This is a genomic window from Streptomyces sp. G-G2, assembly GCF_030063135.1.
In the GTDB taxonomy this organism is placed as follows: Bacteria; Actinomycetota; Actinomycetes; order Streptomycetales; family Streptomycetaceae; genus Streptomyces.
The window spans coordinates 20,375-40,986 of sequence record NZ_JASISO010000014.1 but is presented as its reverse complement, the minus strand read 5'-3'; the positions used below and the strand labels follow the sequence as shown (position 1 = coordinate 40,986).

The following is a 20,612-nucleotide window of genomic DNA, read 5'->3' as shown; positions in this document are numbered from 1 at the left end:
CGCCCGCCTGCCGCGGGCGGCGCCGCACCTCACCGGCCATCCTGGGGAGAGCGCAGGGCATCGTGTTCGATTTTCTTGATTCCGGTCAGTACGACCTGCTCGGAGCCTTCTGGGTGACGGTTCAGCTCACCCTCTACTCGGCGGTCGGATCCCTGGTCTGGGGCACCGTCCTGGCCGGTATGCGGGTCAGTCCCGTCCCCCTCATGCGGGGCTTCGGCACCACCTACGTCAACGTGGTGCGCAACACCCCGCTGACCGTGCTCATCATCGGCTGCTCCCTGGGCCTGAACCAGACCCTCGGCATCACGCTCGGCGGCGGCACCTTCAAGGACATCGGCTTCCGGCTGGCCGTCCTCGCGCTGACCGCCTACACCGGCACCTTCGTCTGCGAGGCGCTGCGCTCGGGCATCAACACCGTGCCCGTCGGCCAGGCCGAGGCGGCCCGCGCCCTGGGGCTGAGCTTCTACCAGGTGCTCACCGTGATCGTGCTCCCCCAGGCCTTCCGGGCGGTCGTGGCACCGCTCGCCAACGTGCTGATCGCCCTCACCAAGAACACCACGGTGGCGGCGGCCATCGGCGTGGCCGAAGCGGCCCTGCTGATGAAGGAAATGATCGAGAACGAGGCGCAGGCGCTCTTCGCGGTCTTCGGGATCTTCGCCCTCGGCTTCTGCCTGCTGACCCTGCCCACGGGTCTGCTGCTGGGCTGGGTGGCCAAGCGAGTGGCGGTGAAGCGATGACCTCCGTGCTGTACGACGCGCCGGGCCCCAAGGCCAAGGCGCGCAACTGGATCTACTCCGCGGTCTTCGTCGTGGTGGTCGGGCTCGCCCTGTGGTGGGTTCTCGCCACCATGGCGGACAAGCACCAGCTCGACGCCGACAAGTGGACCCCTTTCGTCACCGAGGGGGACATCTGGTCGACCTGGCTGATTCCGGGTCTGCTGGAGACCCTCAAGGCCGGCGTGATCGCCATGGTCATCGCCCTGCCGCTGGGGGCGCTGCTCGGCATCGGGCGGCTCTCCGACCACGCCTGGGTCCGGGTCCCGGTCGGCGCGGTCGTCGAGTTCTTCCGCGCCATCCCGGTGCTGATGCTGATGCTGTTCGGCTCCGCCCTGTACGTGCGGTTCAGCGACGTCAGCTCCGAAGCGCGGCCGCTCTACGCGGTGGTGACCGGACTGGTCCTGTACAACGCCGCGGTCATCGCGGAGATCGTCCGGGCCGGTGTGCTGTCGCTGCCTTCCGGCCAGACCGACGCGGCCAAGGCGATCGGCATGCGCAAGGGCCAGACCATGGTCTACGTCCTGGTTCCGCAGGCCGTGACGGCGATGCTCCCGGCCCTGGTCAGCCAGCTCGTGGTGATCCTCAAGGACACCGCGCTCGGCGGCACCCTGCTGGCCCTGCCCGAACTGCTGTCGATGAACCGGCAGATCTCGGCCAACTACAGCAACACCATCGCGACCCTCGTCGTGGTCGCCCTGCTCTACATCGCCATGAACTTCGCGCTCACCACGGCCGCCTCCCAGCTGGAGGCACGCCTGCGCAAGTCGAAGAAGAGCACCGGAGCGACGGTCGACCTCACCAAGGTCGCGGACGCGGGCGTCGGCGGCGGCGCGGGCGGCGGCGCGGTCTGACATCCCCCTGACACCCGGTCAGTATGATGGCGTGATCCCTGTGGTGCGGCGGAAGTCTTCCGTCGCACCACAAGGCGTCACACCTACCACTGTCACTTGACGCATGCGCATTCAGTGGGTTGCATACGTTCTGTGATCACATACCGGACATCGGGAGCCGCACCGTGGACCCGGTGATCGTCGTGGGCGCGGGGCCCGTCGGACTCGCTCTCGCCCTCGCCCTGGCCGGCGCGGGCGTACCCTCCGTGGTCCTCGACGAAGGTCCGGGCAAGGAGGAACCCCGGCCCGCGCGCACCGTGGTCCTGCACGCCGATACCGCCGCGATGGTCCACCGCCTCGGCTGTACGACCCTGCGCGACGAGGGCGCCCACTTCGCCGCCTGGCGCACGACGCGGCGCGGCCGGGACACCCGGCGGACCACCTTCGAGGACACCACCGCGCCGCTGCACTTGCCGCAGCACGCCCTGACCCGCGGGCTGCGCGACGCCGCCGCCGCGCACCCCCTCGTCCAACTGGTCACCGACACCCACCTCGACGCCCTGGAACAGGACCCGCACGGGGTCACCGCGCACACCGGAGGCGTCGCGACCACCTGGTGGCGCGGCAGCCACCTGGTCGGCTGCGACGGCGCCCGCTCCACCGTGCGCAAGCTGCTGGGCATCCGCTTCCCCGGGCGCACCGCCGTGGAACGGTACGCCGTTGCCGCGCTGCGCACCGAACTCCCCTGGCCCGGCGAGGCCCTGCTGCACCGCGGCCGCTCCCCGAAGAGCGCCGAGGTCACGGCGCGGCCGCTGCCCGACGGGGTGTGGCGCCTGGACTGGCTGCTGCCGCCGCGCGGGGACCTGGTCACGCCCGACGCGCTGATCGGGCTGATCCGCGACACCCTCGCGGGCTGGTGCGAGGGGAGCACGCCCCCGTACGACCTGATCGACACCGGCGTCCACACCCTGCACCACCGGCTCGCCCGGCGCTGGCGCGACGGCCGCGCCTTCCTCGCCGGGGACGCCGCCCACCTGCTGGGCGCGCTGGGCACCCAGGGGGTCGAGGAAGGGCTGCGGGACGCCGAGAACCTGGCCTGGCGGCTCGCCCTCGCCTGGCACCACGGCGCGTCCGAGGCCCTGCTCGACGGGTACGAGGGCGAACGCCGCACCGCGGTCGCCGCCCGGCTGCGCGCCGCCGACCAGGTGATGCCCGTCCTGCGCGGCACAGGCGGCCTGCGGACGTACGTGCCGGGGGCCGGTCGCAGTCACGAAACCCTGCTCACGGACGGCCACTTGGGGCGCGGGCCGTTGGGCGCGCCCCCGGCGTACGCCCCGCCGGTGGCCGTACGCGAGGTACCGACCGACACCGAACCGGGCGGCCAGGCCGCGAACGTACCGGTGACCGCGCCGGACGGGTCGACCGTCCCGCTGCGCGACCTGCTCGGCCGGGGCAGGCTCCTGGTCCTCCTGGTCGCCCCCGGCACCGGCGTGTGGGAGCGGCGCCACTGGATGGGCGCCGGGCTGATGCCCCGGCTCGCGGCGGCGGTCGACGCCCTGCCGGTGCGCGCCGAACTGCTGGTCGCCGACGGCTACCCGGGGGCCGCCGCGCACACCGTGCTGCTGCTGCGCCCCGACGGGCACCTCGCCGCCACCTTCGCGGGGGTCCGGCCGGAGGAGCTGTACCAGGCCGCCGACGCGGTACGGGCGGGCGCCCCGGAATCCGCCGCGACCGGCCGGGCGCCGCTGGCGCTGCCCGAGGCGTCCGCCACACCCCACCAATGATCGATTGACCCCCCAGGCCGCCCGTGGTTCACTCGCGGACATGACCGGCAACGACGTTCGCCTGTGGCGGAGGGTCCACATGGACCTCCTCCGCTATGCGGGCTGCGTCTGTCGCCCTTCCTGCTGACTCGCTACCTCCCGCGCGCCCCGGCGCGCTCTCGCGAACTCCCAGGACGGTCGTTCCCCGATGTCTTCCTCCTTGCTCAGCGCTGCCCCCGCGCCCTCCGCCGCCCCGCGCCCTTCCGGTCCGGGCGCCGCCGAACTCCTCGATTTCGCGCTGCGCAGCGCCGCCGATCCCGAGCTGATCGCCTCCCTCCCCCTCGACCCCGAGGGCCGCACCTGGGTCCGGCTCGACGGTCCGGGCGGCAGTGAGGCCTGGCTGATCGGCTGGCCGCCGGGCACCGGAACCGGCTGGCACGACCACGCCGAGTCGCGCGGGGCCTTCGCCACCGCGCGCGGCAGGCTCACCGAGCACTCCTTGTCGGTCCGGCTGCCCTCGGAGGGCTGGCAGTCCCTGCACCTGGCCAACGGGCTGGACCGCAGCCGGGCCCTGGTCGCGGGCGCCGGGCGCGCCTTCGGCGAGCACCACGTGCACGAGGTACTGAACGAGTCCCCCACCGAGCACGCCGTGTCGGTCCACGCGTACTACCCGCCGCTCCCGCTGATCCGCCGCTACAGCCGCAGCGGTCCGGTCCTCACGCTGGAGCAGGTCGAGCGTCCGGCGGACTGGCAGTGAGCGCCGCCCCCGTCGGCATCGACGAACTGCTGGAGCGGGTCCGTGCCACCTACGAGCGGATCGGGGCGGCCGAGGCCCACGCGGCCTCCCTGGACGGAGCCCTGCTGGTGGACATCCGCTACCAGGCGCTGCGCGAGCGGGACGGGCTGATCCCGGGCGCGCTGGTGATCGAGCGCAACGAACTGGAATGGCGACTGGACCCCCTGGGCAGCCACCGCGCCCCGGAGGCGACCTCCCACGACCTGCGGATCGTGGTGATCTGCAACGAGGGTTACGCGTCCTCCCTGGCGGTGGCCTCCCTGCGGGCCCTGGGCCTGCGCCGGGCCACGGACCTGATCGGCGGGTTCCAGGCCTGGAAGTCCGCCGCCCTCCCGGTCACCGCGCCCAGCGTCTGACCTCGCCACGGCGGGCCGAGGGCCGGGGGCCGGGGCTACGAAAGCCGGGGCCGGGGGACGGGGTGAAGCCGGACAGGGGCGAGGCCGGGGCGGTGCCGCGGGGTCAGTGCCCCGGGGCTCGCTCCGCTCAGAACGCCCGGTACTCCAGCCCGTCGGCGTCGGCGTCGTACTCGCCCTCCTCCTCGAGGGCCCGCCGCACCACCCGCAGGGCCATGCCCTCCCCGTAGCCCTTGCGGGCCAGCATCCCGGCGAGGCGCCGGATCCGCTTGTCCCGCTCCAGGCCCCGGGTCGTGCGGAGCTTGCGGTCCACCAACTCCCGGGCGGTGCGCTCCTCCTGCTCGGAGTCGAGCTGCCCGAGGGCCTCGTCGACCAGGGCCGCGTGCACCCCCTTGGTCCGCAGCTCACGGGCGAGCGCCCGGCGGGCGAGGCCGCGGCTGTGGTGCCGTGACTCGACCCAGGCCCCGGCGAAGGCGGCGTCGTCGATCAGGCCCACCTCCTCGAAGCGGGAGAGGACCTGATCGGACACCTCCTCGGGGATGCCCCGCTTGTCCAGGGCGTCCGCGAGCTGGCGCCGGGTGCGCGGGGTCCCGGTGAGCAGGCGCAGACAGATCGCCCGCGCCTGCTCCTCGGGGCTCTGGGGCGGCAGCCCCCGCTCGGATCCGGCCCCGCCGGACCCGCGCGGCCGGTCCGGACCGCCTGCCCCCTTCTGCTCCCACACGGTCAGCTCTTGGTTACGGCGGCCTTGGCCGTCTTGGCCTTCGCCGCCGGGGCGGGAACGGTCTTGGCGGCGTCATCGGCCGTCGCGGCCGCACCGCCCGCCGCGTCCGCGGCCGGCTCGACGACAGCGGCCTTGCGGACGCCCACGCCCAGCTTCTCCTTGATCTTCCTCTCGATCTCGTCGGAGAGGTCGGGGTTGTCGCACAGGAACTTGCGCGCGTTCTCCTTGCCCTGACCGAGCTGGTCGCCCTCGTACGTGTACCAGGCACCGGCCTTGCGGACGAAGCCGTGCTCCACGCCCATGTCGATCAGACCGCCCTCGCGGCTGATGCCGTGGCCGTAGAGGATGTCGAACTCGGCCTGCTTGAAGGGCGGCGCGACCTTGTTCTTGACCACCTTGACGCGGGTGCGGTTGCCGACCGCGTCCGTGCCGTCCTTGAGGGTCTCGATGCGGCGGATGTCCAGACGCACCGAGGCGTAGAACTTCAGCGCGCGGCCACCGGTGGTGGTCTCCGGCGAGCCGAACATCACACCGATCTTCTCGCGGAGCTGGTTGATGAAGATCGCGGTGGTCTTGGACTGGCTGAGCGCACCGGTGATCTTGCGGAGGGCCTGGCTCATCAGACGGGCCTGCAGACCCACGTGGGAGTCACCCATCTCGCCCTCGATCTCCGCGCGCGGCACGAGCGCCGCGACGGAGTCGATCACGATGAGGTCGATGGCGCCGGAGCGGACCAGCATGTCCACGATCTCCAGCGCCTGTTCGCCGGTGTCCGGCTGGGACAGGATGAGGTTGTCGGTGTCGACGCCGAGGGCCTTGGCGTACTCGGGGTCGAGGGCGTGCTCGGCGTCCACGAAGGCGACGGTGCCGCCGGCCTTCTGCGCGTTGGCCACGGCGTGCAGGGTCAGGGTCGTCTTGCCGGAGGACTCCGGCCCGTACACCTCCACGACACGGCCGCGCGGCAGCCCGCCGACGCCCAGGGCGATGTCCAGCGCGGTCGATCCGGTGGGGATGACCTCGATGGGCTCGTTCGGCTTGTCGCCGAGGCGCATGACCGCACCCTTGCCGAATTGCCGTTCAATCTGTGCGAGAGCGGCGTCGAGGGCCTTCTCGCGGTCGGTGCCTGCCATGGGTTCCACCCGATTTGCTTGAGTCGATCGCTTCACGCCATTGACGCTAACGCCTGCCACTGACAATGCGCCTCCACCCCCGCGCCGCCTGTGGATAACCCATCAGAATGGATGTTCGATTTCCATGTCAAGCGCACCACGCCAGAGCCCCCGGACCTCGGCGAAGACCCCGAGACGGAACCGGCCCGCCCGGCCCCGAGAGGGCCGGACGGGCCGGGCGGGCGCAAGTACTACGGCCGCGGCAGGGTGCAGCCGGGGCGGGTCAGGTCGATCTTGCTGCCCGCGCCTATGCAGGGGACGATGATGTACGTCTCCTCCGCGTAGTTGATGCCCTGGCGGACCGTGACGTTGCCGTTCTGGTCCACCTCGCACGGGTTGTTCTCCGTGCAGCGCTGGCCGTCCTCGTTACCCGTGTTGTTGACGGCGACGACCCGGCCGGTGGCCGTGTCGATCACCGGCGAGCCCGAGGTGCCACCGATGGTGTCGCAGGACGAGGTGTAACGGATCGAGTCCTTCCAGGTCCAGTCGCCCTCCTTGAGGCGGTAGACGAACCCGTCGACGCTGCAGGAGTAGATCCGCTTCCAGTAGCCCGAGACGACCTTGATCGACGCGCCCTGCGTCGGGTGCGTGTCGTTGAGGGTGAGCGCGCTGATCCCGTACTGGCTCTGGATCTGCGCGTACGTCTTGGTCAGCTGGTAGATCGAGATGTCCGTGTCGGTCATCGTCGCGTACGAGACCTTGCTGGCCCGCAGCGTCGCGACCTTCGAGCCGGACCCGTTGAGCAGCGAGAACGAACGGCTGGACGGCTGGTCCTTGATGACCTCACCGGCGGCCGGGAAGCCGGTTTCCAGGCAGTGGCCGTTGGAGAGCACGAGCGCGGGGTCGCTCGCGAGGGAGTTGGGCGTCCGGACGACCGAGCCGGAACAGTTGCTGAGCGCGACCGTTCCCGCGTAGTTGACCGTGACGGCCTGCGCGGCCTTCTCCGCCTTCGACTGGGGGACGGAGGCCACGGCCGGGGCTGCTGCCGCTCCCATCAGGAGCAGGGAGAGCAGCGCGCCGGCGAGAGGCTTCTTCATGTGGGGGTTCCCCTCTGAATGACGATGCAACCGAAGATCCTCCGGTTGTCATGCGCATTGTTGGGACCCCCGCTTCAACTGGCAAGAGGGCGGGGTGCGTTGCGGAACCCCCCGATCCGGCCATGATCGGCGCGGTCGGTGCGGGGCGGCGGCTGGCGGTGCGGGGCCGCCGGGCGCGATCAGGGGCGGGCGTACGGGATCACGGCCGGGCGCAAGTCACCTCTCGGCCGGATTCGGGCCGCCGGCGCCCCGGGAAGGCTCCGGAAAAACCGCGGCCCGCCCGATCCCGAGCCCGTGGTGCGGGCAAGGGGCCGGACGGGCAGCGGGACCGGACGGGGCGGATCAGACCGCCGGAGCCGGGTACGTCGGGTACTCCACGCCGGAGACGTGCTGGACGACCCGGATGACCTGGCACGAGTAGCCGAACTCGTTGTCGTACCAGAGGTAGAGGATCGCGTTGTCGCCGTCGACCTTGGTGGCGCCCGCGTCGACGATCGAGGCGTGCCGCGACCCGATGAAGTCGCTGGAGACCGCGTCGGGGGCGGTGGTGAAGTCGATCTGACGCTTCAGCGGCGAGGTCAGCGAGACGCCCCGCAGGTATTCGAGGACCTCCTCGCGGGTGGTCTCGCGCCCGAGCCGCAGGCTGAGGATCGCGATCGAGACGTCCGGCACGGGGACGCGGATCGAGCTGCCGCTGATCGGCGCCTTGAGATCGGGCAGCGCCTTGGCGACGGCCGAGGCGGCACCGGTCTCTGTCATGACCATGTTGAGCGGCGCGGAACGGCCCCGGCGGTCGGCGCTGTGGTAATTGTCCAGCAGGTTCTGGTCGTTGGTGAACGAGTGGACGGTCTCCACGTGGCCGCGCAGGACGCCGTACTCGTCCGCCATCGCCTTCAGCGGCGGGACGATCGCGTTGGTGGTGCAGGAGGCACAGGACAGGATCTGCTCGTCCGGCTTGATCGTGTCGTGGTTGACGCCGTGGACGATGTTGGGGACGTCGCCCTTGCCCGGAGCCGTGAGCACGACCTTGTCGATGCCGGGGCGCAGGTGCTTCGACAGGCCCTCGCGGTCACGCCACTTGCCCGTGTTGTCGATGAGGATGGCGTCCTTGATGCCGTACGCCGTGTAGTCGATCTCCGACGGGTCGTTGGCGTAGATCACCTTGATCTCGTTGCCGTTGGCGATGATCTTGTTGTTCGCCTCGTCGACGGTGATCGTGCCCTGGAACTGACCGTGGATCGAGTCGCGGCGCAGCAGCGAGGCGCGCTTGACGATGTCCTGGTCACCGCCCCGGCGGACGACGATGGCGCGCAGCCGCAGGCCGTTGCCGGATCCGGCCTTCTCGATCAGCAGGCGGGCGACGAGGCGGCCGATGCGGCCGAAGCCGTAGAGGACCACGTCCTTCGCCTCGCGGCGCTCGATCTTGTCGTCGCCCGTGGCGCCGGCGACGGCGCCGGCGGTGAACTCCGCCACCGAGAGGCCGCGGCTGTCGGCCTTGTAGGTCGCGGCGAGCATGCCGATGTCGATCTGCGACGGACCGAGGTCGAGGGTGGTGAGAGCCTGCAGGAACGGAAGCGTCTCGGTGACCGAGAGTTCCTCACCGGCTATCTGCCGGGCGAATCGGTGCAGCTTGAGGATGCTGACCACCGACTTGTTGACCAAGGAGCGGCTGTGGAGCAGGACGGTGACGTCCCGCTCCCGGTGCAGCTTCCCGATGATCGGAATCATCGACTCCGCGATCTCCTCGCGGTTCTTCCAGTTGGTGAACGCGTCGTCATTGACAGTCACAGGTTTATCTTTCGAGCTAGGGGGCGCTCATATGCTATCCCCCCACCTTTTTGATCGTTCAAACGGTGCCCCCTATCCGCACCCGCACCCCCCGCAACCCCCGCCACAACCGCCTCCGCAGCCACTCCCGCACCCTCCGCCGCAGCCGACCTCCCCCTTGCCCCCGCCGGAGCCGGAGGAGTCCGACGACGAGGACGCGACCACCGGGACGAGCGGCCACGGCAGGGTCAGCAGCGGGACGAACGCCGCCGGGGCCCGCTCGGGGCCGTACCGGGCGACGTCGGCCAGTACGCCCGCCTCCGCGCCCGCGACCGGCACCCCGGCCGCCAGCCGCGGCTCCCAGGTCCGGTCCCCCCTGACCTCCCGCAGCCGCCGCAGCCCCGCCCGCGTCGCGTGACCGGCGGGGGCGCGCCCGAAGCGCCGCGGGAGCAGCCAGACGCCCCCGGTCGCCAGCCCCAGCGCCCCGAAGGCGGCCAGCGGCCCGGTCCCGTCGCCCTCCCCCGTGAGCGAGTCGGTGACCAGAGCCGCGATCGCCAGCAGGGCCGCGACCACCGCGAGCACTCCCACGGCCCCGTTCGCCCGCCCGAGCGTCCCCGCCCGCCCCCGGTCCACCGCCAGGCCCCGCCCGGCCAGCACCTGCTCGATCCGCCGCACCGGCGCACAGACCGCGACCCGCCGCCTGACCTCACGGGCGGGCTCACCCAGGCCCGCGGCACCCCCCGCGCTCGCGTACGCCGCCGCCTGGACGGGGTCCTGCACGGGCGCCCCGCCCACCGGGGCGACCCTCCGCTCCCCGCGCACCTCCAGCCGCCCGGCCAGGTAGAGGGCGACCAGCGCCACGTCGGCGACGGCGGCCCGGCCACCGCGCAGGTACGCCGCCTCGTACACCGTGAGCGACCCGTGATCGGCGGGCGGGGACAGCGCCCGGTAGGCCCGGACCCGCCACACGGCCGCCCCCAGCAACGGCAGGGCCGCCGCGACGAAGAGAAAGATCCACACAACTACCCCCAGAATCAGGCTCCTTGGGGACGAGTGTGCGGCCATGTCCACGCGCTGGCCACCATTCCACCCAACTGACAACCCAGGGTTGACACCCGTCCGGCTGTCAACCTACGGTTGCACTCATGATGAACCCGACGAACCCCGCCGCGGGCGACGCCGCCGCCACCGAACCCGTCCGCATGACCAACCCGGTCCGCCTCGACGACCTCATCGCGGGCATCAGGCAGACCCACCCCGACGCCCTGGAACAGCTCAGCGGAGCCGTCGTCGTCGCCGAGCACCTCGGAGACGTCGCCGACCACCTCATCGGCCACTTCGTCGACCAGGCCCGCCGCTCGGGCGCCTCCTGGACCGACATCGGCCGGAGCATGGGCGTCACCCGCCAGGCCGTCCAGAAGCGCTTCGTCCCCAAGAGCGACAATGACCTCGACCCCAGCCAGGGCTTCTCCCGCTTCACCCCGCGCGCCCGCAACGTCGTGGTCAGCTCCCAGAGCGAAGCCCTGGCGGCCGGGGGCGCCGAGATCCGCCCCGAGCACCTCGTCCTCGGTCTGCTCGCCGAGCCCGAGGGCCTCGCCGCTCTCGCCCTGGGCGCCCAGGGGATCGACCCGGCCGCCGTACGGGCCGCCGCCACCGCCGCGCTGCCGCCGCGCGCCGCCGACGGTGAGGTCCCCGACCCGGCCCGTCTCATCCCCTTCGACGCGCACGCGAAGAAGGCCCTGGAACTCACCTTCCGGGAGGCCCTGCGGCTGGGCCACAACTACGTCGGCACCGAGCACATCCTGCTCGCCCTCCTCGAACTCGAGGACGGCGAGGGCGTGCTCACCGGCCTCGGCGTCAGCAAAGCCGCCGCCGAGGCGAACGTCACCGAGGCCGTGGACGCTGTACTCGCCGCGACCAGGCAGCAGCAGCCCGCAGCCCCGGCCTCCTGACGACGGAGCCCGGCTCCCGGCCCGGACCGCCGCTCGCGCCGTCACCGCCCTCGCCGTCTTCGCCGTCCTCGTCGCCGACCACCGCGTACCGCCGTACGTACGCGCCCAGGAAGGCCTGCAGCGTCGCGACCGCCGGGATCGCGATGAGCGCCCCGACCGCCCCGAGCAGGGCCGTCCCCGCGATGACCGAGCCGAAGGCCACCGCCGGGTGGATGTCGACGGTCTTGGCGGTGAGCTTCGGCTGGAGCACGTAGTTCTCGAACTGCTGGTAGACCACGACGAACCCGAGGACGTACAGCGCGTACCAGGGATTGATGGTGAAGGCGATCAGCATCGGCAGCGCGCCCGCCAGATAGGTGCCGATGGTGGGGATGAACTGGGAGACCAGCCCCACCCACACCGCGAGCACGGGCGCGTACGGCACGTCCAGCACCACGAAGACGATGTAGTGCGCGACCCCCGAGACCAGCGCCATCAGCCCGCGCGAGTACAGGTAGCCGCCGGTCTTGGCGACCGCGATATCCCACGCCCGCAGCACCTCCGACTGCTTGGCGGGCGGCAGCACCGAGCACAGCGCGCGCCGCAGCCGGGGCCCGTCGGCGGCGAAGTAGAAGGAGAACAGCCCGACCGTCAGCAGCCGGAAGAGCCCGCCGAGCACGGTCGCCGAGACGTCCAGCACCCCGCTCGCGCTGTTCTGCACGTACTTCTGCAGCCAGTCGGAGTGCAGCACGCTGTCCTGGATCTCCAGCCGGGACAGCTCGGTGTGGAAGGTGCTGTTGATCGACCCGATCACCGAGTCGAGGTAGCGGGGGAAGCCCTCCACCATGTCGACGATCTGCCCGGCGAGCATCGAGCCGAGCAGGGCGACGAACCCGGCGGTCGCCGCGAACACCCCGAGGAACATCAGGAAGGTGGCCAGCCCGCGGCGCATCCCGCGGGCCGCCATACCGGCCACGGCGGGTTCGATCGCGAGGGCGAGGAAGAACGCGATCAGGATGTTGACGAGCAGCCCGATGAGCTGGTGGAAGGCCCAGCTGCCGAGCTGGAAACAGGCCACGAGAGCGAGTACGAGGACCACCGCGCGCGGCAGCCAGCGCGGCATCCGCTCCCGCACGCCCGCACCACCCCCGGGCGGTGGGCGCTCCCCCGCGGACGGGGGGAACGAGGGGTGGGCGGTCGGGTCGGCGTCGATCTGGTCAGTGGCTGCCACACGGACAAGTCTCCCGTACCGGCAGCGACACGACGGCCACCCGCACGGCCCAGCGGAACACGCCGCGCCCCGGGTCGGCGGGAGGGGGCCCGACCCGGCTCGGGGAGGCAGGACGCGGCGCGGGTCCGGTACGGCCCGGCTCAGCGCAGCGTGGCCGGCACGTCCATCGCCGCGCAGACCGCCCGCCACACGTCCCTGGTCTCCCAGCCCGCGTCCAGCGCCTCGCGCACCGTGCGCCCGCCCAGCTCCGCCATCACGTGATCGCGCGCGAAGGACTCCGCGTAGCCCTGCCCGAAGTGCTCCGCCATCCGTTCCCAGAAAATCGTCAACCGCATGAGTCCATTATCCCGCCCCGGAGAGTGCACCCGGGCCGATCCCGCCGCCCCGCGCCCCGGCCCGCCCTACGGTTCCCCCATGGCCATGGCAGCAGACGGAGCAGCACCGCTCGCCCGCGCCGAGCGGTTCATCTGGCTCACGGCGCGGGTGCTGGAGCAGCGGCGGTTCGCGTTCCACTTCCTCGGCGGGGACGCCGACCCGGTGGACACCGCACTCGGCTCCTACCTCAACGGCGACGGCGGCTACGGCCACGCTCTCGACCCGGACCTGCGCGGCCCGCACAGCCAGCCGCTGCACACCGCGCACGCCCTGCGCGTCCTGGACGCCCTCGGCCGCTGCTCGGGCCGGCGCATCGAGCAGCTGTGCCGCCACCTCACCGGGGTCTCCACCCCGGACGGCGCCCTTCCGGTGGTCTTCCCCGGCCCGCGCGGCTACCCCGCCGCGCCCTACCACCCGATGCAGGACGACCCGCCGGGCGAGCTGGAGGTCACCGGGCAGGTGGTGGGGCTGCTGCACCGCAACCGGATCTGGCACGCCTGGCTGTTCCGCGCCACGGACTTCTGCTGGGAGCGGGTGGAGACCCTGCGCAGGTCGCATCCGTACGAGATCCAGGGCGCGGTGACGTTCCTGGACGGCAGCCCGGACCGGCCCAGGGCCGCGGCCGCCGCCGACCGGCTGGGGCGGCTGGTCCGGGAGCAGGGGCTGGCCGTGCTCGATCCGGCGCGCCGGGCCGAGTTCCCGGTCGGCCCGGGCTACGCCCCCGGCGAGCACCTCTTCCCGCACGATTTCGCCCGCCGCCCCGAGTCCCTGGCGCGGAGCTGGTTCACCGACGAGGAGACCGCGCGCTCGCTGGACTTCCTGGCGGCGCAGCAGGAGGAGGACGGCGGCTGGCCGGTCCGCCGCCGCGCCTGGGCTCCGGGCAGCGCGCTGGAGCGCCGCCCGATCGCGACCCTGGAGGCACTGCTGACCCTGCGGGCGTACGGCCGCCCCCTCGGCGCGGCCGCCCGCTGAGGCTCCCAACGGTCGCCGGGGTACGGGCCCGGCGCTCAGCCGCCCAGGGCCCGTACCCCGGCGGTGACGGCCACGGCGGCCGCGACGACCACCAGGAACGGGGCCCGCAGCAGCAGCGCGACCCCGGCGGCCACCAGTCCGGCGGCCCGCGCGTCCAGCACCAGCGCGGAGCCGGTGCTGAAGGTCTGCTGCGCGGTGAGCGCGGCCAGCAGCGCGACCGGCAGCAGCGCGGACAGCCGCCGCACCAGCGGGCGCTCCAGGGCTCCGGCGGGCACGAGCAGCCCGGCGAGTTTGACGGCGTAGCACCCGAGCACGGTGAGGCCGATGGCGATCCAGACGTTCACGAGCGGGGTCCCTTCGCGCGGCGGCCGGTGAGGAAGAGCACGGCGGGCGCGGCGAGCGCGGCCACCAGCACCGGCACCCCGGCGGGCAGCACCGGCAGGAAGCCGAGTCCGAGCACCAGCGCGAGCAGGGCCACGGCCCGCTCGGTGGTGGTGCGCAGCATCGGGGCGAGCAGCGCCAGGAAGACGGCGGGTCCGGCCGCGTCCAGCCCCCAGGCGGCGGTGTCCCCGATGGCCTCGGCGCCGAGCGCGCCGAGGAGGGTCGTGAGGTTCCACAGGAGGTACAGGGTGAGCCCGGTGACGGTGAACCCGAGCCGGGCGTGGTCGCGCCCCTTCTGCGCGAGGGCGACGGCGGTGGTCTCGTCGATGACCCAGTGCGCGGCGAGCGGCCGTACGGCGCGGGGCAGGGCGAGCAGCTGCGACAGCCGCAGCCCGTAGAAGGCGTTGCGGGTGCCGAGGAAGAAGGCACCGGCCGCGGCCGTGAACGGGTTCCCGCCCGCCGCGAGCGCCCCGACCAACGCGAACTGGGAGGCTCCGGTGAAGACCAGCAGGCTGAGCACGCAGGCCTGGGCGGTGCTGATCCCGGCTCCGGCGGCGGTCACCCCGAAGGCGAAGCCGGACAGCCCGACGGCCACTCCGACGCCGAGCGCGTCGCGCACCACGGCCCGGCGCCCGGCCCGTTCCCCGGCGCCGCCGTCGTCCCGGTCCGCCGCCGCTGTCGTCCCGTCCGGTTCCGCTTCCACTGTCCGCTGCTCTCTCACCCCGCGAAACTAGACGGGCGATGCCCCTCCGGTCTTGTACGTTCCTGCACCCGGCCCGCGCGAACGGCGCGAACCGCGACCCACGACCGGCGACCCGCGCCTCGCACACCCGCCGCCGCCCCACCGCCGCCGCCCGCGCTCAGGAAGCGCCGGTCCGCCCCCGCCGGTACGCCCCCGGCGGCACTCCGACGATCCGGGTGAAGTGCCGGTTGAGGTGCGGCTGGTCGGTGAAGCCGACGGCGACCGCCGCCTCGGCGGGCGGGGTCCCCGCCTCCAGGAGCAGCCGGGCCCGGCGCACCCGGGCATCGGTGAGCCAGGTGTGCGGCGGCATCCCGTACCGCTCCCGGAAGGCCCTGAGCAGCGCGAACGGGCTGGTCCCCAGCGAGGCCGCGAGCTGGTCCAGCGAGGGCGGATCCGTCATCCGCCGTTCCAGTAGGTCCCTGGCCCGCTCGGCGTCGCAGACACCCCCGGCGGCGAAGGTACGGGCGGGCAGCGGGCCCGCGTGCCGCTGCAGCATCCGCGCCACCACGCCCCGCAGCAGGGTGTCGGCGGCCAGCGGATTGCCCTCCTCCGCCGCCCGGTGCACCTCGGTGATCATCCGGGCGGCCCGCGGGTCCATCACCATGTCCGCGGTGAAGCCGGGGGTGCCGCGCGGGGCCCCGGTCTCGGCGGCCACCTGCGCGATCAGCTCCCGCGAGGGGTAGAGGGTGGCGTACGCCCAGCCCTCGGGGACCCCGGCGCGGGCGCTGTGCGGGACCTCGGGGTTGATCAGGACCACGCTGCCGGGTCCCGCCCGGACCACCGAGCCGGGCAGCCCTATCTCCTCGATGCCGCCGGTGACGGCCGCGATGACGTAGCCGTCGTGGGCGTGGCGCGGGAAGGTGTGGCGCACGTAGTGGGCGCGCAGCAGATCGAGGCCGGGCAGCTCGGCGTACCGCCAGTGCCGGGCCCACTCGCCCGCACCGCGCACCCCGCGTCCGCGTCCCGCACCCTCCACCGCCGCCATTCCCCCATTCTGCGCCCCGCGCGCCGGGCGTGTTTACGCAGGTCCGGGCCGGTGTCAGTGGCGGGGTGCACGATGGGGGCATGGCAGGCTCCGCGCTCGATTCGTTCTCCCCGGCCACCCGCTCCTGGTTCACGGGGGCCTTCCGGGCGCCCACCGCCGCCCAGGAAGGGGCGTGGCGCGCGATCGGGGAGGGGGCGGACGTGCTGGTGGTGGCGCCCACCGGCTCGGGCAAGACCCTGGCCGCGTTCCTGGCCGCCCTGGACCGGCTGGCGGCCGTACCGCCGCCCGCCGAGCCGAGGAAGCGCTGCCGGGTGCTGTACGTATCGCCCCTCAAGGCCCTCGCGGTCGACGTGGAGCGCAATCTGCGCAGCCCGCTGACCGGTATCCGGCAGGAATCGCTGCGGCTGGGGCTGCCCGAGCCCGACATCCGGGTCGGGATCCGCTCCGGCGACACCCCGCCCGCCGAGCGCCGGGCGCTGGCGACCCGGCCGCCGGACATCCTCATCACCACCCCCGAGTCCCTGTTCCTGATGCTGACCTCGGCCGCCCGCGAGGCGCTGACCGGGGTGGAGACGGTGATCCTCGACGAGGTGCACGCGGTGGCCGCGACCAAGCGCGGCGCGCACCTGGCGCTGTCGCTGGAGCGGCTCGACGAGCTGCTGCCGCGTCCGGCGCGCCGGATCGGGCTGTCGGCGACGGTCCGTCCGGTGGACGAGGTGGCCCGCTATCTGGCGCCGCGCGGCAAGGTGGAGATCGTCCAGCCGCCCTCGACCAAGGAGTTCGACCTGTCGGTGGTCGTCCCCGTCCAGGACATGGGCGAGTTGGGCGGCTCACCGGCGACCGAGGGCAAGGAGGGCGGGGACAAGCCGTCGATCTGGCCGCATGTGGAGGAGCGGATCGCGGACCTGGTGCAGGCCCACCGCTCCACCATCGTGTTCGCCAACTCCCGGCGGCTCGCGGAGCGGCTGTGCAACCGGCTCAACGAGATCGCCTACGAACGGGCCACGGGCGAGGCCATGCCCTCGGGCGCTCCACCCGCCGAGATCATGGCCCAGTCGGGGGCCGCGCAGGGCGCCCCGCCGCTGATGGCCCGCGCCCACCACGGCTCGGTGTCCAAGGAGCAGCGGGCGCTGGTCGAGGAGGACCTCAAGGCCGGCAGACTGCCCGCCGTCGTCGCCACCTCCAGCCTGGAGCTGGGCATCGACATGGGCACGGTGGACCTGGTGATCCAGGTGGAGTCCCCGCCGTCGGTGGCGTCCGGGCTCCAGCGCGTGGGCCGGGCCGGGCACCAGGTCGGCGCGGTCTCCACCGGAGTGGTGTTCCCCAAGTACCGCGGCGACCTGGTGCAGGCGGCCGTGGTCACCGAGCGGATGCGCAGCGGGTCCATCGAGTCCCTGCGGATCCCCGCCAATCCGCTGGACGTGCTGGCCCAGCAGTTGGTCGCGATGACCTCGATGGACACCTGGCAGGTGGACGACCTGCTGGCCCTGACGCGGCGGGCGGCGCCCTTCGCGGCGCTGCCCGAGTCGGCGTTCACGGCGGTGCTGGACATGCTGGCCGGGCGCTATCCGTCGGACGCGTTCGCGGAGCTGCGCCCGCGCGTGGTATGGGACCGCGTGGCGGGTACGGTCACGGGCCGGCCGGGAGCCCAGCGCCTCGCGGTGACCTCCGGGGGGACCATCCCGGACCGCGGGCTGTTCGGCGTCTTCCTGGTGGGCACGGACCCGAAGAAGGGCGGCGGCCGGGTCGGCGAGCTGGACGAGGAGATGGTCTACGAGTCCCGGGTGGGTGACGTGTTCACCCTGGGCACCACCTCCTGGCGGATCGAGGACATCACCCGGGACCGGGTGCTGGTCACCCCGGCGCCCGGGGTGCCGGGGCGGCTGCCGTTCTGGAAGGGCGACCAGCTGGGCCGCCCGCTGGAACTGGGCCGCGCCGTGGGCGCGTTCGTCCGCGAGGTCGGCGCCCTGACCGAGGAGGACGGGCGGCTGCGGCTGCTGGCGGCCGGGCTGGACGCCTGGGCCGCGGAGAACGTGCTGGCGTACCTGGCGGAGCAGCGCGAGGCCTGCGGGCACGTGCCGGACGACCGGACCATCGTGGTCGAGCGGTTCCGCGACGAGCTGGGCGACTGGCGGGTGGTGGTCCACTCCCCGTTCGGTGCCCAGGTGCACGCGCCGTGGGCGCTCGCGCTCGGCGCCCGGCTCGCCGAGCGGTACGGCATGGACGCGCAGGTCATGCACGCCGACGACGGGATCGTGCTGCGGCTGCCGGACGCCGACCTGCTGGGGCTGGGCGGGGAGCCGCTCGACCTGCTGGACCACGACCCGGCGCCCGTCGCCGCCGCCTTCGAGTTCGACGACGAGAAGGCCCCGCTGGGCGCGGCCGACGTCGCCTTCGACCGGGCCGAGGTCCAGGGCATCGTCACCGAACAGGTCGGCGGCTCCGCGCTGTTCGCGTCCCGGTTCCGCGAGTGCGCGGCGCGCGCCCTGCTGCTGCCGCGCCGCAGTCCGGGCAAGCGCACCCCGCTGTGGCAGCAGCGCCAGCGTGCCTCCCAACTGCTCCAGGTCGCCTCCGAGTTCGGTTCGTTCCCGATCGTGCTGGAGGCCGTGCGCGAATGCCTCCAGGACGTCTTCGACGTACCGGGCCTGGCCGAGCTGATGGGCGACATCGAAGCCCGCCGGGTCCGGCTGGTGGAGGTCACCACCGCGGAGCCCTCGCCCTTCGCCCGCTCGCTGCTGTTCGGTTACGTCGCCCAGTTCCTCTACGAGGGGGACTCGCCGCTGGCCGAGCGCCGGGCGGCCGCGCTGTCCCTGGACTCCCGGCTGCTGGCGGAGCTGCTGGGCCAGGCGGAGCTGCGCGAACTGCTGGACCCGGAGGTACTGGCCGAGCTGGAGCGGGAGCTCCAGTGGCTGACCGAGGAGCGGCGGGCCAGGGACGCCGAGTCGGTGGCCGACCTGCTGCGGCTGCTGGGCCCCCTCACGGAGGCGGAGCTGGGCGAGCGGGGCGCCGACCCGCGGTGGGCGCGGTCCCTGGAGCGGGCACGCCGGGTGATCGGGGTGCGGATCGGCGGCGCGGAGCACTGGGCCTCGATCGAGGACGCGGGGCGGCTGCGGGACGCGCTGGGCACCGCGCTGCCGGTCGGCGTGCCCGAAGCGTTCACCGAGCCGGTGAAGAACCCGCTGGGCGATCTGCTGGGCCGCTACGCCCGTACGCACGGCCCGTTCACCACGGCGGCCGTCGCCACCCGCTTCGGGCTGGGCGCCGCCACCGCCGAGGGCGGGCTGCAGCAGCTCGCGGCGGCGGGCCGGGTGGTGCAGGGCGAGTTCCATCCGGCGGGCATCGGCCAGGAGTGGTGCGACGCGACCGTACTGCGCAGACTGCGCCGCCGCTCCCTGGCTGCGCTGCGCCAGGAGCTGGAACCCGTCCCGCCGACCGCCCTGGCCACCTTCCTGCCCCAGTGGCAGCACCTGGGCGGCGCGCTGCGGGGCATCGACGGTCTGGCCCGGGCGGTGGAGCAGCTCCAGGGCGCCCCGGTCCCGGCGTCGGCCCTTGAGCGGCTGATCCTGCCGTCGCGGGTCGCCGGATTCTCCCCGGGGATGCTGGACGAGCTGACCACCACCGGCGAAGTGGTGTGGGCGGGCGCCGGAGCGCTGCCCGGCAAGGACGGCTGGGTCTCGCTGTACCTCGCGGACGCGGCCCCCCTGCTCCTTCCTCCGCCGCACCCGCTGGAGTTGTCCCCCCTGCACCAGGCCGTCCTGGACGTGCTCTCCGGTGGGTACGGACTGTTCTTCCGCCAGATCGCGGAGTCCGTGCGGAGCGCTCGGCCCGAGGTGAGCGACGTACAGCTGTCGGAGGCCCTGTGGGACCTGGCCTGGTCGGGGCGGCTCACGAACGACACCCTGGCCCCGCTGCGCGCCCTGCTCGGTTCGGGCCGCACGGCGGGCGCGACCGCCCACCGGGCCCGGCGGACCGTGCCCCGCGGGCGGTACGGCACGCTCGGCGCGCAGGTATCCCGGCCCGGGCCGCCCACCGTCTCGGGGCGCTGGTCCCTGCTGCCCGCCCGGGCGGCGGACCCCACCCACCGGGCGCACGCGCTGGCCCGGACCCTGCTGGACCGGCACGGGGTGGTCACCCGGGGCGCGGTCCAGGCCGAGGGGGTGCAGGGCGGTTTCAGCGCGGTCTACCGGATCCTGTCGGCGTTCGAGGACAGCGGGCAGGCCCGGCGCGGCTATGTGGTGGAGGGCCTGGGCGCGGCCCAGTTCGCGATGGACGGGGCGGTGGACCGGCTGCGGGCGGCCGAGCGGAACCCTCCCCCGCTGGCGGCGGTGGTGCTGGCGGCGGCCGATCCGGCCTCCGCGTACGGCGCCGCGCTGCCGTGGCCGGAGCCCCCGTCCGGGGCCACCCACAAGCCGGGCCGCAAGGCGGGCTCGCTGGTGGTGCTGGTGGACGGCGAGCTGACCCTGTATCTGGAGCGGGGCGGCAAGACCCTGCTGGCCTGGCCCCCGGTGGACGACCCCCGGCTGACGGCGGCGGTGGCGGTACTGGCCGCCGCCTGCCGGTCGGGGACCGTGGCGCCGCTGACGGTGGAGCGGATCAACGCGGCGGCGGCGCTGACGTCCCCGCTGGGCCCGGGGCTCGAAGCCGCGGGCTTCCACGCCACCCCGAGGGGGCTGCGCCTGCGCCCGTGACCGTTCCGCACGGCTGGTACGAGGCTGGGACGATCTTGGGACGTACCCGGTGCGATCCCGCCCGTCCGGCCGATTAGGCTGTCCGCCGATCAGCA

18 protein-coding genes and 1 pseudogene are annotated in these 20,612 nt (G+C 73.5%); 9 read left to right on the top strand and 10 right to left on the bottom strand.

Annotated elements, in window-relative coordinates; all coding sequences use genetic code 11:
- The first annotated feature begins 62 nt into the window (after positions 1 to 62).
- The 6 genes from QMF80_RS13835 (at position 63) to QMF80_RS13815 (ending at position 4,521) form a co-directional block, all read left to right on the top strand.
- Positions 63 to 737 carry an amino acid ABC transporter permease gene (locus QMF80_RS13835; protein ID WP_283452965.1) on the top strand — a complete coding sequence of 225 codons (675 nt, stop codon included), beginning with the start codon at positions 63 to 65 and terminating at the stop codon, positions 735 to 737.
- Positions 734 to 1,627, top strand: a complete 894-nt coding sequence (locus QMF80_RS13830; RefSeq protein ID WP_283452963.1) for an amino acid ABC transporter permease — start codon at positions 734 to 736, stop codon at positions 1,625 to 1,627. Before QMF80_RS13835 ends, QMF80_RS13830 begins: the two co-directional genes overlap by 4 nt.
- 164 nt (positions 1,628 to 1,791) lie before the next feature.
- A complete protein-coding gene (locus tag QMF80_RS13825) occupies positions 1,792 to 3,390 on the top strand; it encodes an FAD-dependent monooxygenase (RefSeq protein WP_283452961.1) in 1,599 nt (532 codons plus the stop codon).
- A 40-nt stretch (positions 3,391 to 3,430) separates the two neighbouring features.
- Positions 3,431 to 3,517 carry a putative leader peptide gene (locus QMF80_RS38050; protein WP_311318651.1) on the top strand — a complete coding sequence of 29 codons (87 nt, stop codon included), beginning with the start codon at positions 3,431 to 3,433 and terminating at the stop codon, positions 3,515 to 3,517.
- Between the two features lie 60 nt (positions 3,518 to 3,577).
- The gene (locus tag QMF80_RS13820; RefSeq protein WP_283452959.1) at positions 3,578 to 4,126 is read left to right on the top strand and encodes a cupin domain-containing protein; all 549 of its coding nucleotides are present in this window, start codon (positions 3,578 to 3,580) and stop codon (positions 4,124 to 4,126) included.
- Positions 4,123 to 4,521 (top strand): rhodanese-like domain-containing protein, encoded by a 399-nt coding sequence (locus tag QMF80_RS13815; RefSeq protein WP_283452957.1) that lies wholly within the window; start codon positions 4,123 to 4,125, stop codon positions 4,519 to 4,521. Before QMF80_RS13820 ends, QMF80_RS13815 begins: the two co-directional genes overlap by 4 nt.
- A gap of 127 nt (positions 4,522 to 4,648) precedes the next feature.
- Here the strand turns inward: QMF80_RS13815 and recX are convergent.
- The 5 genes and pseudogenes from recX to QMF80_RS13790 all read right to left on the bottom strand — a co-directional run.
- Positions 4,649 to 5,287: pseudogene (gene recX / locus QMF80_RS13810) on the bottom strand (recombination regulator RecX); the annotation flags it as partial.
- Positions 5,242 to 6,369 (bottom strand): recombinase RecA, encoded by a 1,128-nt coding sequence (gene recA / locus QMF80_RS13805; protein ID WP_283452955.1) that lies wholly within the window; start codon positions 6,367 to 6,369, stop codon positions 5,242 to 5,244. The pseudogene recX and the gene recA, both read right to left, overlap by 46 nt.
- Before the next feature lie 230 nt (positions 6,370 to 6,599).
- Positions 6,600 to 7,445 carry a S1 family peptidase gene (locus tag QMF80_RS13800; RefSeq protein ID WP_283452953.1) on the bottom strand — a complete coding sequence of 282 codons (846 nt, stop codon included), beginning with the start codon at positions 7,443 to 7,445 and terminating at the stop codon, positions 6,600 to 6,602.
- 342 nt (positions 7,446 to 7,787) lie between these two features.
- Positions 7,788 to 9,233, bottom strand: coding sequence for a glyceraldehyde-3-phosphate dehydrogenase (locus QMF80_RS13795; protein WP_283452952.1), 1,446 nt, complete (start codon positions 9,231 to 9,233; stop codon positions 7,788 to 7,790).
- 72 nt (positions 9,234 to 9,305) lie between these two features.
- On the bottom strand, positions 9,306 to 10,232 hold the full coding sequence (locus tag QMF80_RS13790) for a TIGR04222 domain-containing membrane protein (protein WP_283452951.1): 927 nt from the start codon (positions 10,230 to 10,232) through the stop codon (positions 9,306 to 9,308).
- 125 nt (positions 10,233 to 10,357) lie between these two features.
- Here QMF80_RS13790 and QMF80_RS13785 point away from each other — a divergent pair, with 125 nt between their 5' ends.
- Positions 10,358 to 11,164: a Clp protease N-terminal domain-containing protein gene (locus tag QMF80_RS13785; RefSeq protein ID WP_283452950.1), complete on the top strand. Its 807-nt coding sequence runs from the start codon at positions 10,358 to 10,360 to the stop codon at positions 11,162 to 11,164.
- Here QMF80_RS13785 and QMF80_RS13780 read toward each other — a convergent pair.
- Positions 11,097 to 12,266, bottom strand: a complete 1,170-nt coding sequence (locus QMF80_RS13780; protein ID WP_283453093.1) for an AI-2E family transporter — start codon at positions 12,264 to 12,266, stop codon at positions 11,097 to 11,099. The genes QMF80_RS13785 and QMF80_RS13780 overlap by 68 nt on opposite strands.
- A 248-nt stretch (positions 12,267 to 12,514) precedes the next feature.
- On the bottom strand, positions 12,515 to 12,709 hold the full coding sequence (locus QMF80_RS13775; protein WP_283452948.1) for a DUF3046 domain-containing protein: 195 nt from the start codon (positions 12,707 to 12,709) through the stop codon (positions 12,515 to 12,517).
- Between the two features lie 85 nt (positions 12,710 to 12,794).
- On the opposite strand from QMF80_RS13775, the gene QMF80_RS13770 reads away from it, so the two are divergent.
- A complete protein-coding gene (locus QMF80_RS13770) occupies positions 12,795 to 13,721 on the top strand; it encodes a hypothetical protein (RefSeq protein ID WP_283453092.1) in 927 nt (308 codons plus the stop codon).
- A 35-nt stretch (positions 13,722 to 13,756) separates the two neighbouring features.
- On the opposite strand, the gene QMF80_RS13765 is transcribed toward QMF80_RS13770, so the two are convergent.
- The 3 genes from QMF80_RS13765 to QMF80_RS13755 form a co-directional block, all read right to left on the bottom strand.
- Positions 13,757 to 14,065: an AzlD domain-containing protein gene (locus tag QMF80_RS13765; RefSeq protein WP_283452946.1), complete on the bottom strand. Its 309-nt coding sequence runs from the start codon at positions 14,063 to 14,065 to the stop codon at positions 13,757 to 13,759.
- Positions 14,062 to 14,805 carry an AzlC family ABC transporter permease gene (locus QMF80_RS13760; protein ID WP_502962840.1) on the bottom strand — a complete coding sequence of 248 codons (744 nt, stop codon included), beginning with the start codon at positions 14,803 to 14,805 and terminating at the stop codon, positions 14,062 to 14,064. Before QMF80_RS13760 ends, QMF80_RS13765 begins: the two co-directional genes overlap by 4 nt.
- A 157-nt stretch (positions 14,806 to 14,962) precedes the next feature.
- A complete protein-coding gene (locus QMF80_RS13755) occupies positions 14,963 to 15,829 on the bottom strand; it encodes an AraC family transcriptional regulator (protein ID WP_283452945.1) in 867 nt (288 codons plus the stop codon).
- 80 nt (positions 15,830 to 15,909) lie between these two features.
- Here QMF80_RS13755 and QMF80_RS13750 point away from each other — a divergent pair, with 80 nt between their 5' ends.
- Positions 15,910 to 20,517 (top strand): ATP-dependent helicase, encoded by a 4,608-nt coding sequence (locus QMF80_RS13750; RefSeq protein ID WP_283452943.1) that lies wholly within the window; start codon positions 15,910 to 15,912, stop codon positions 20,515 to 20,517.
- Positions 20,518 to 20,612: the final 95 nt, after the last annotated feature.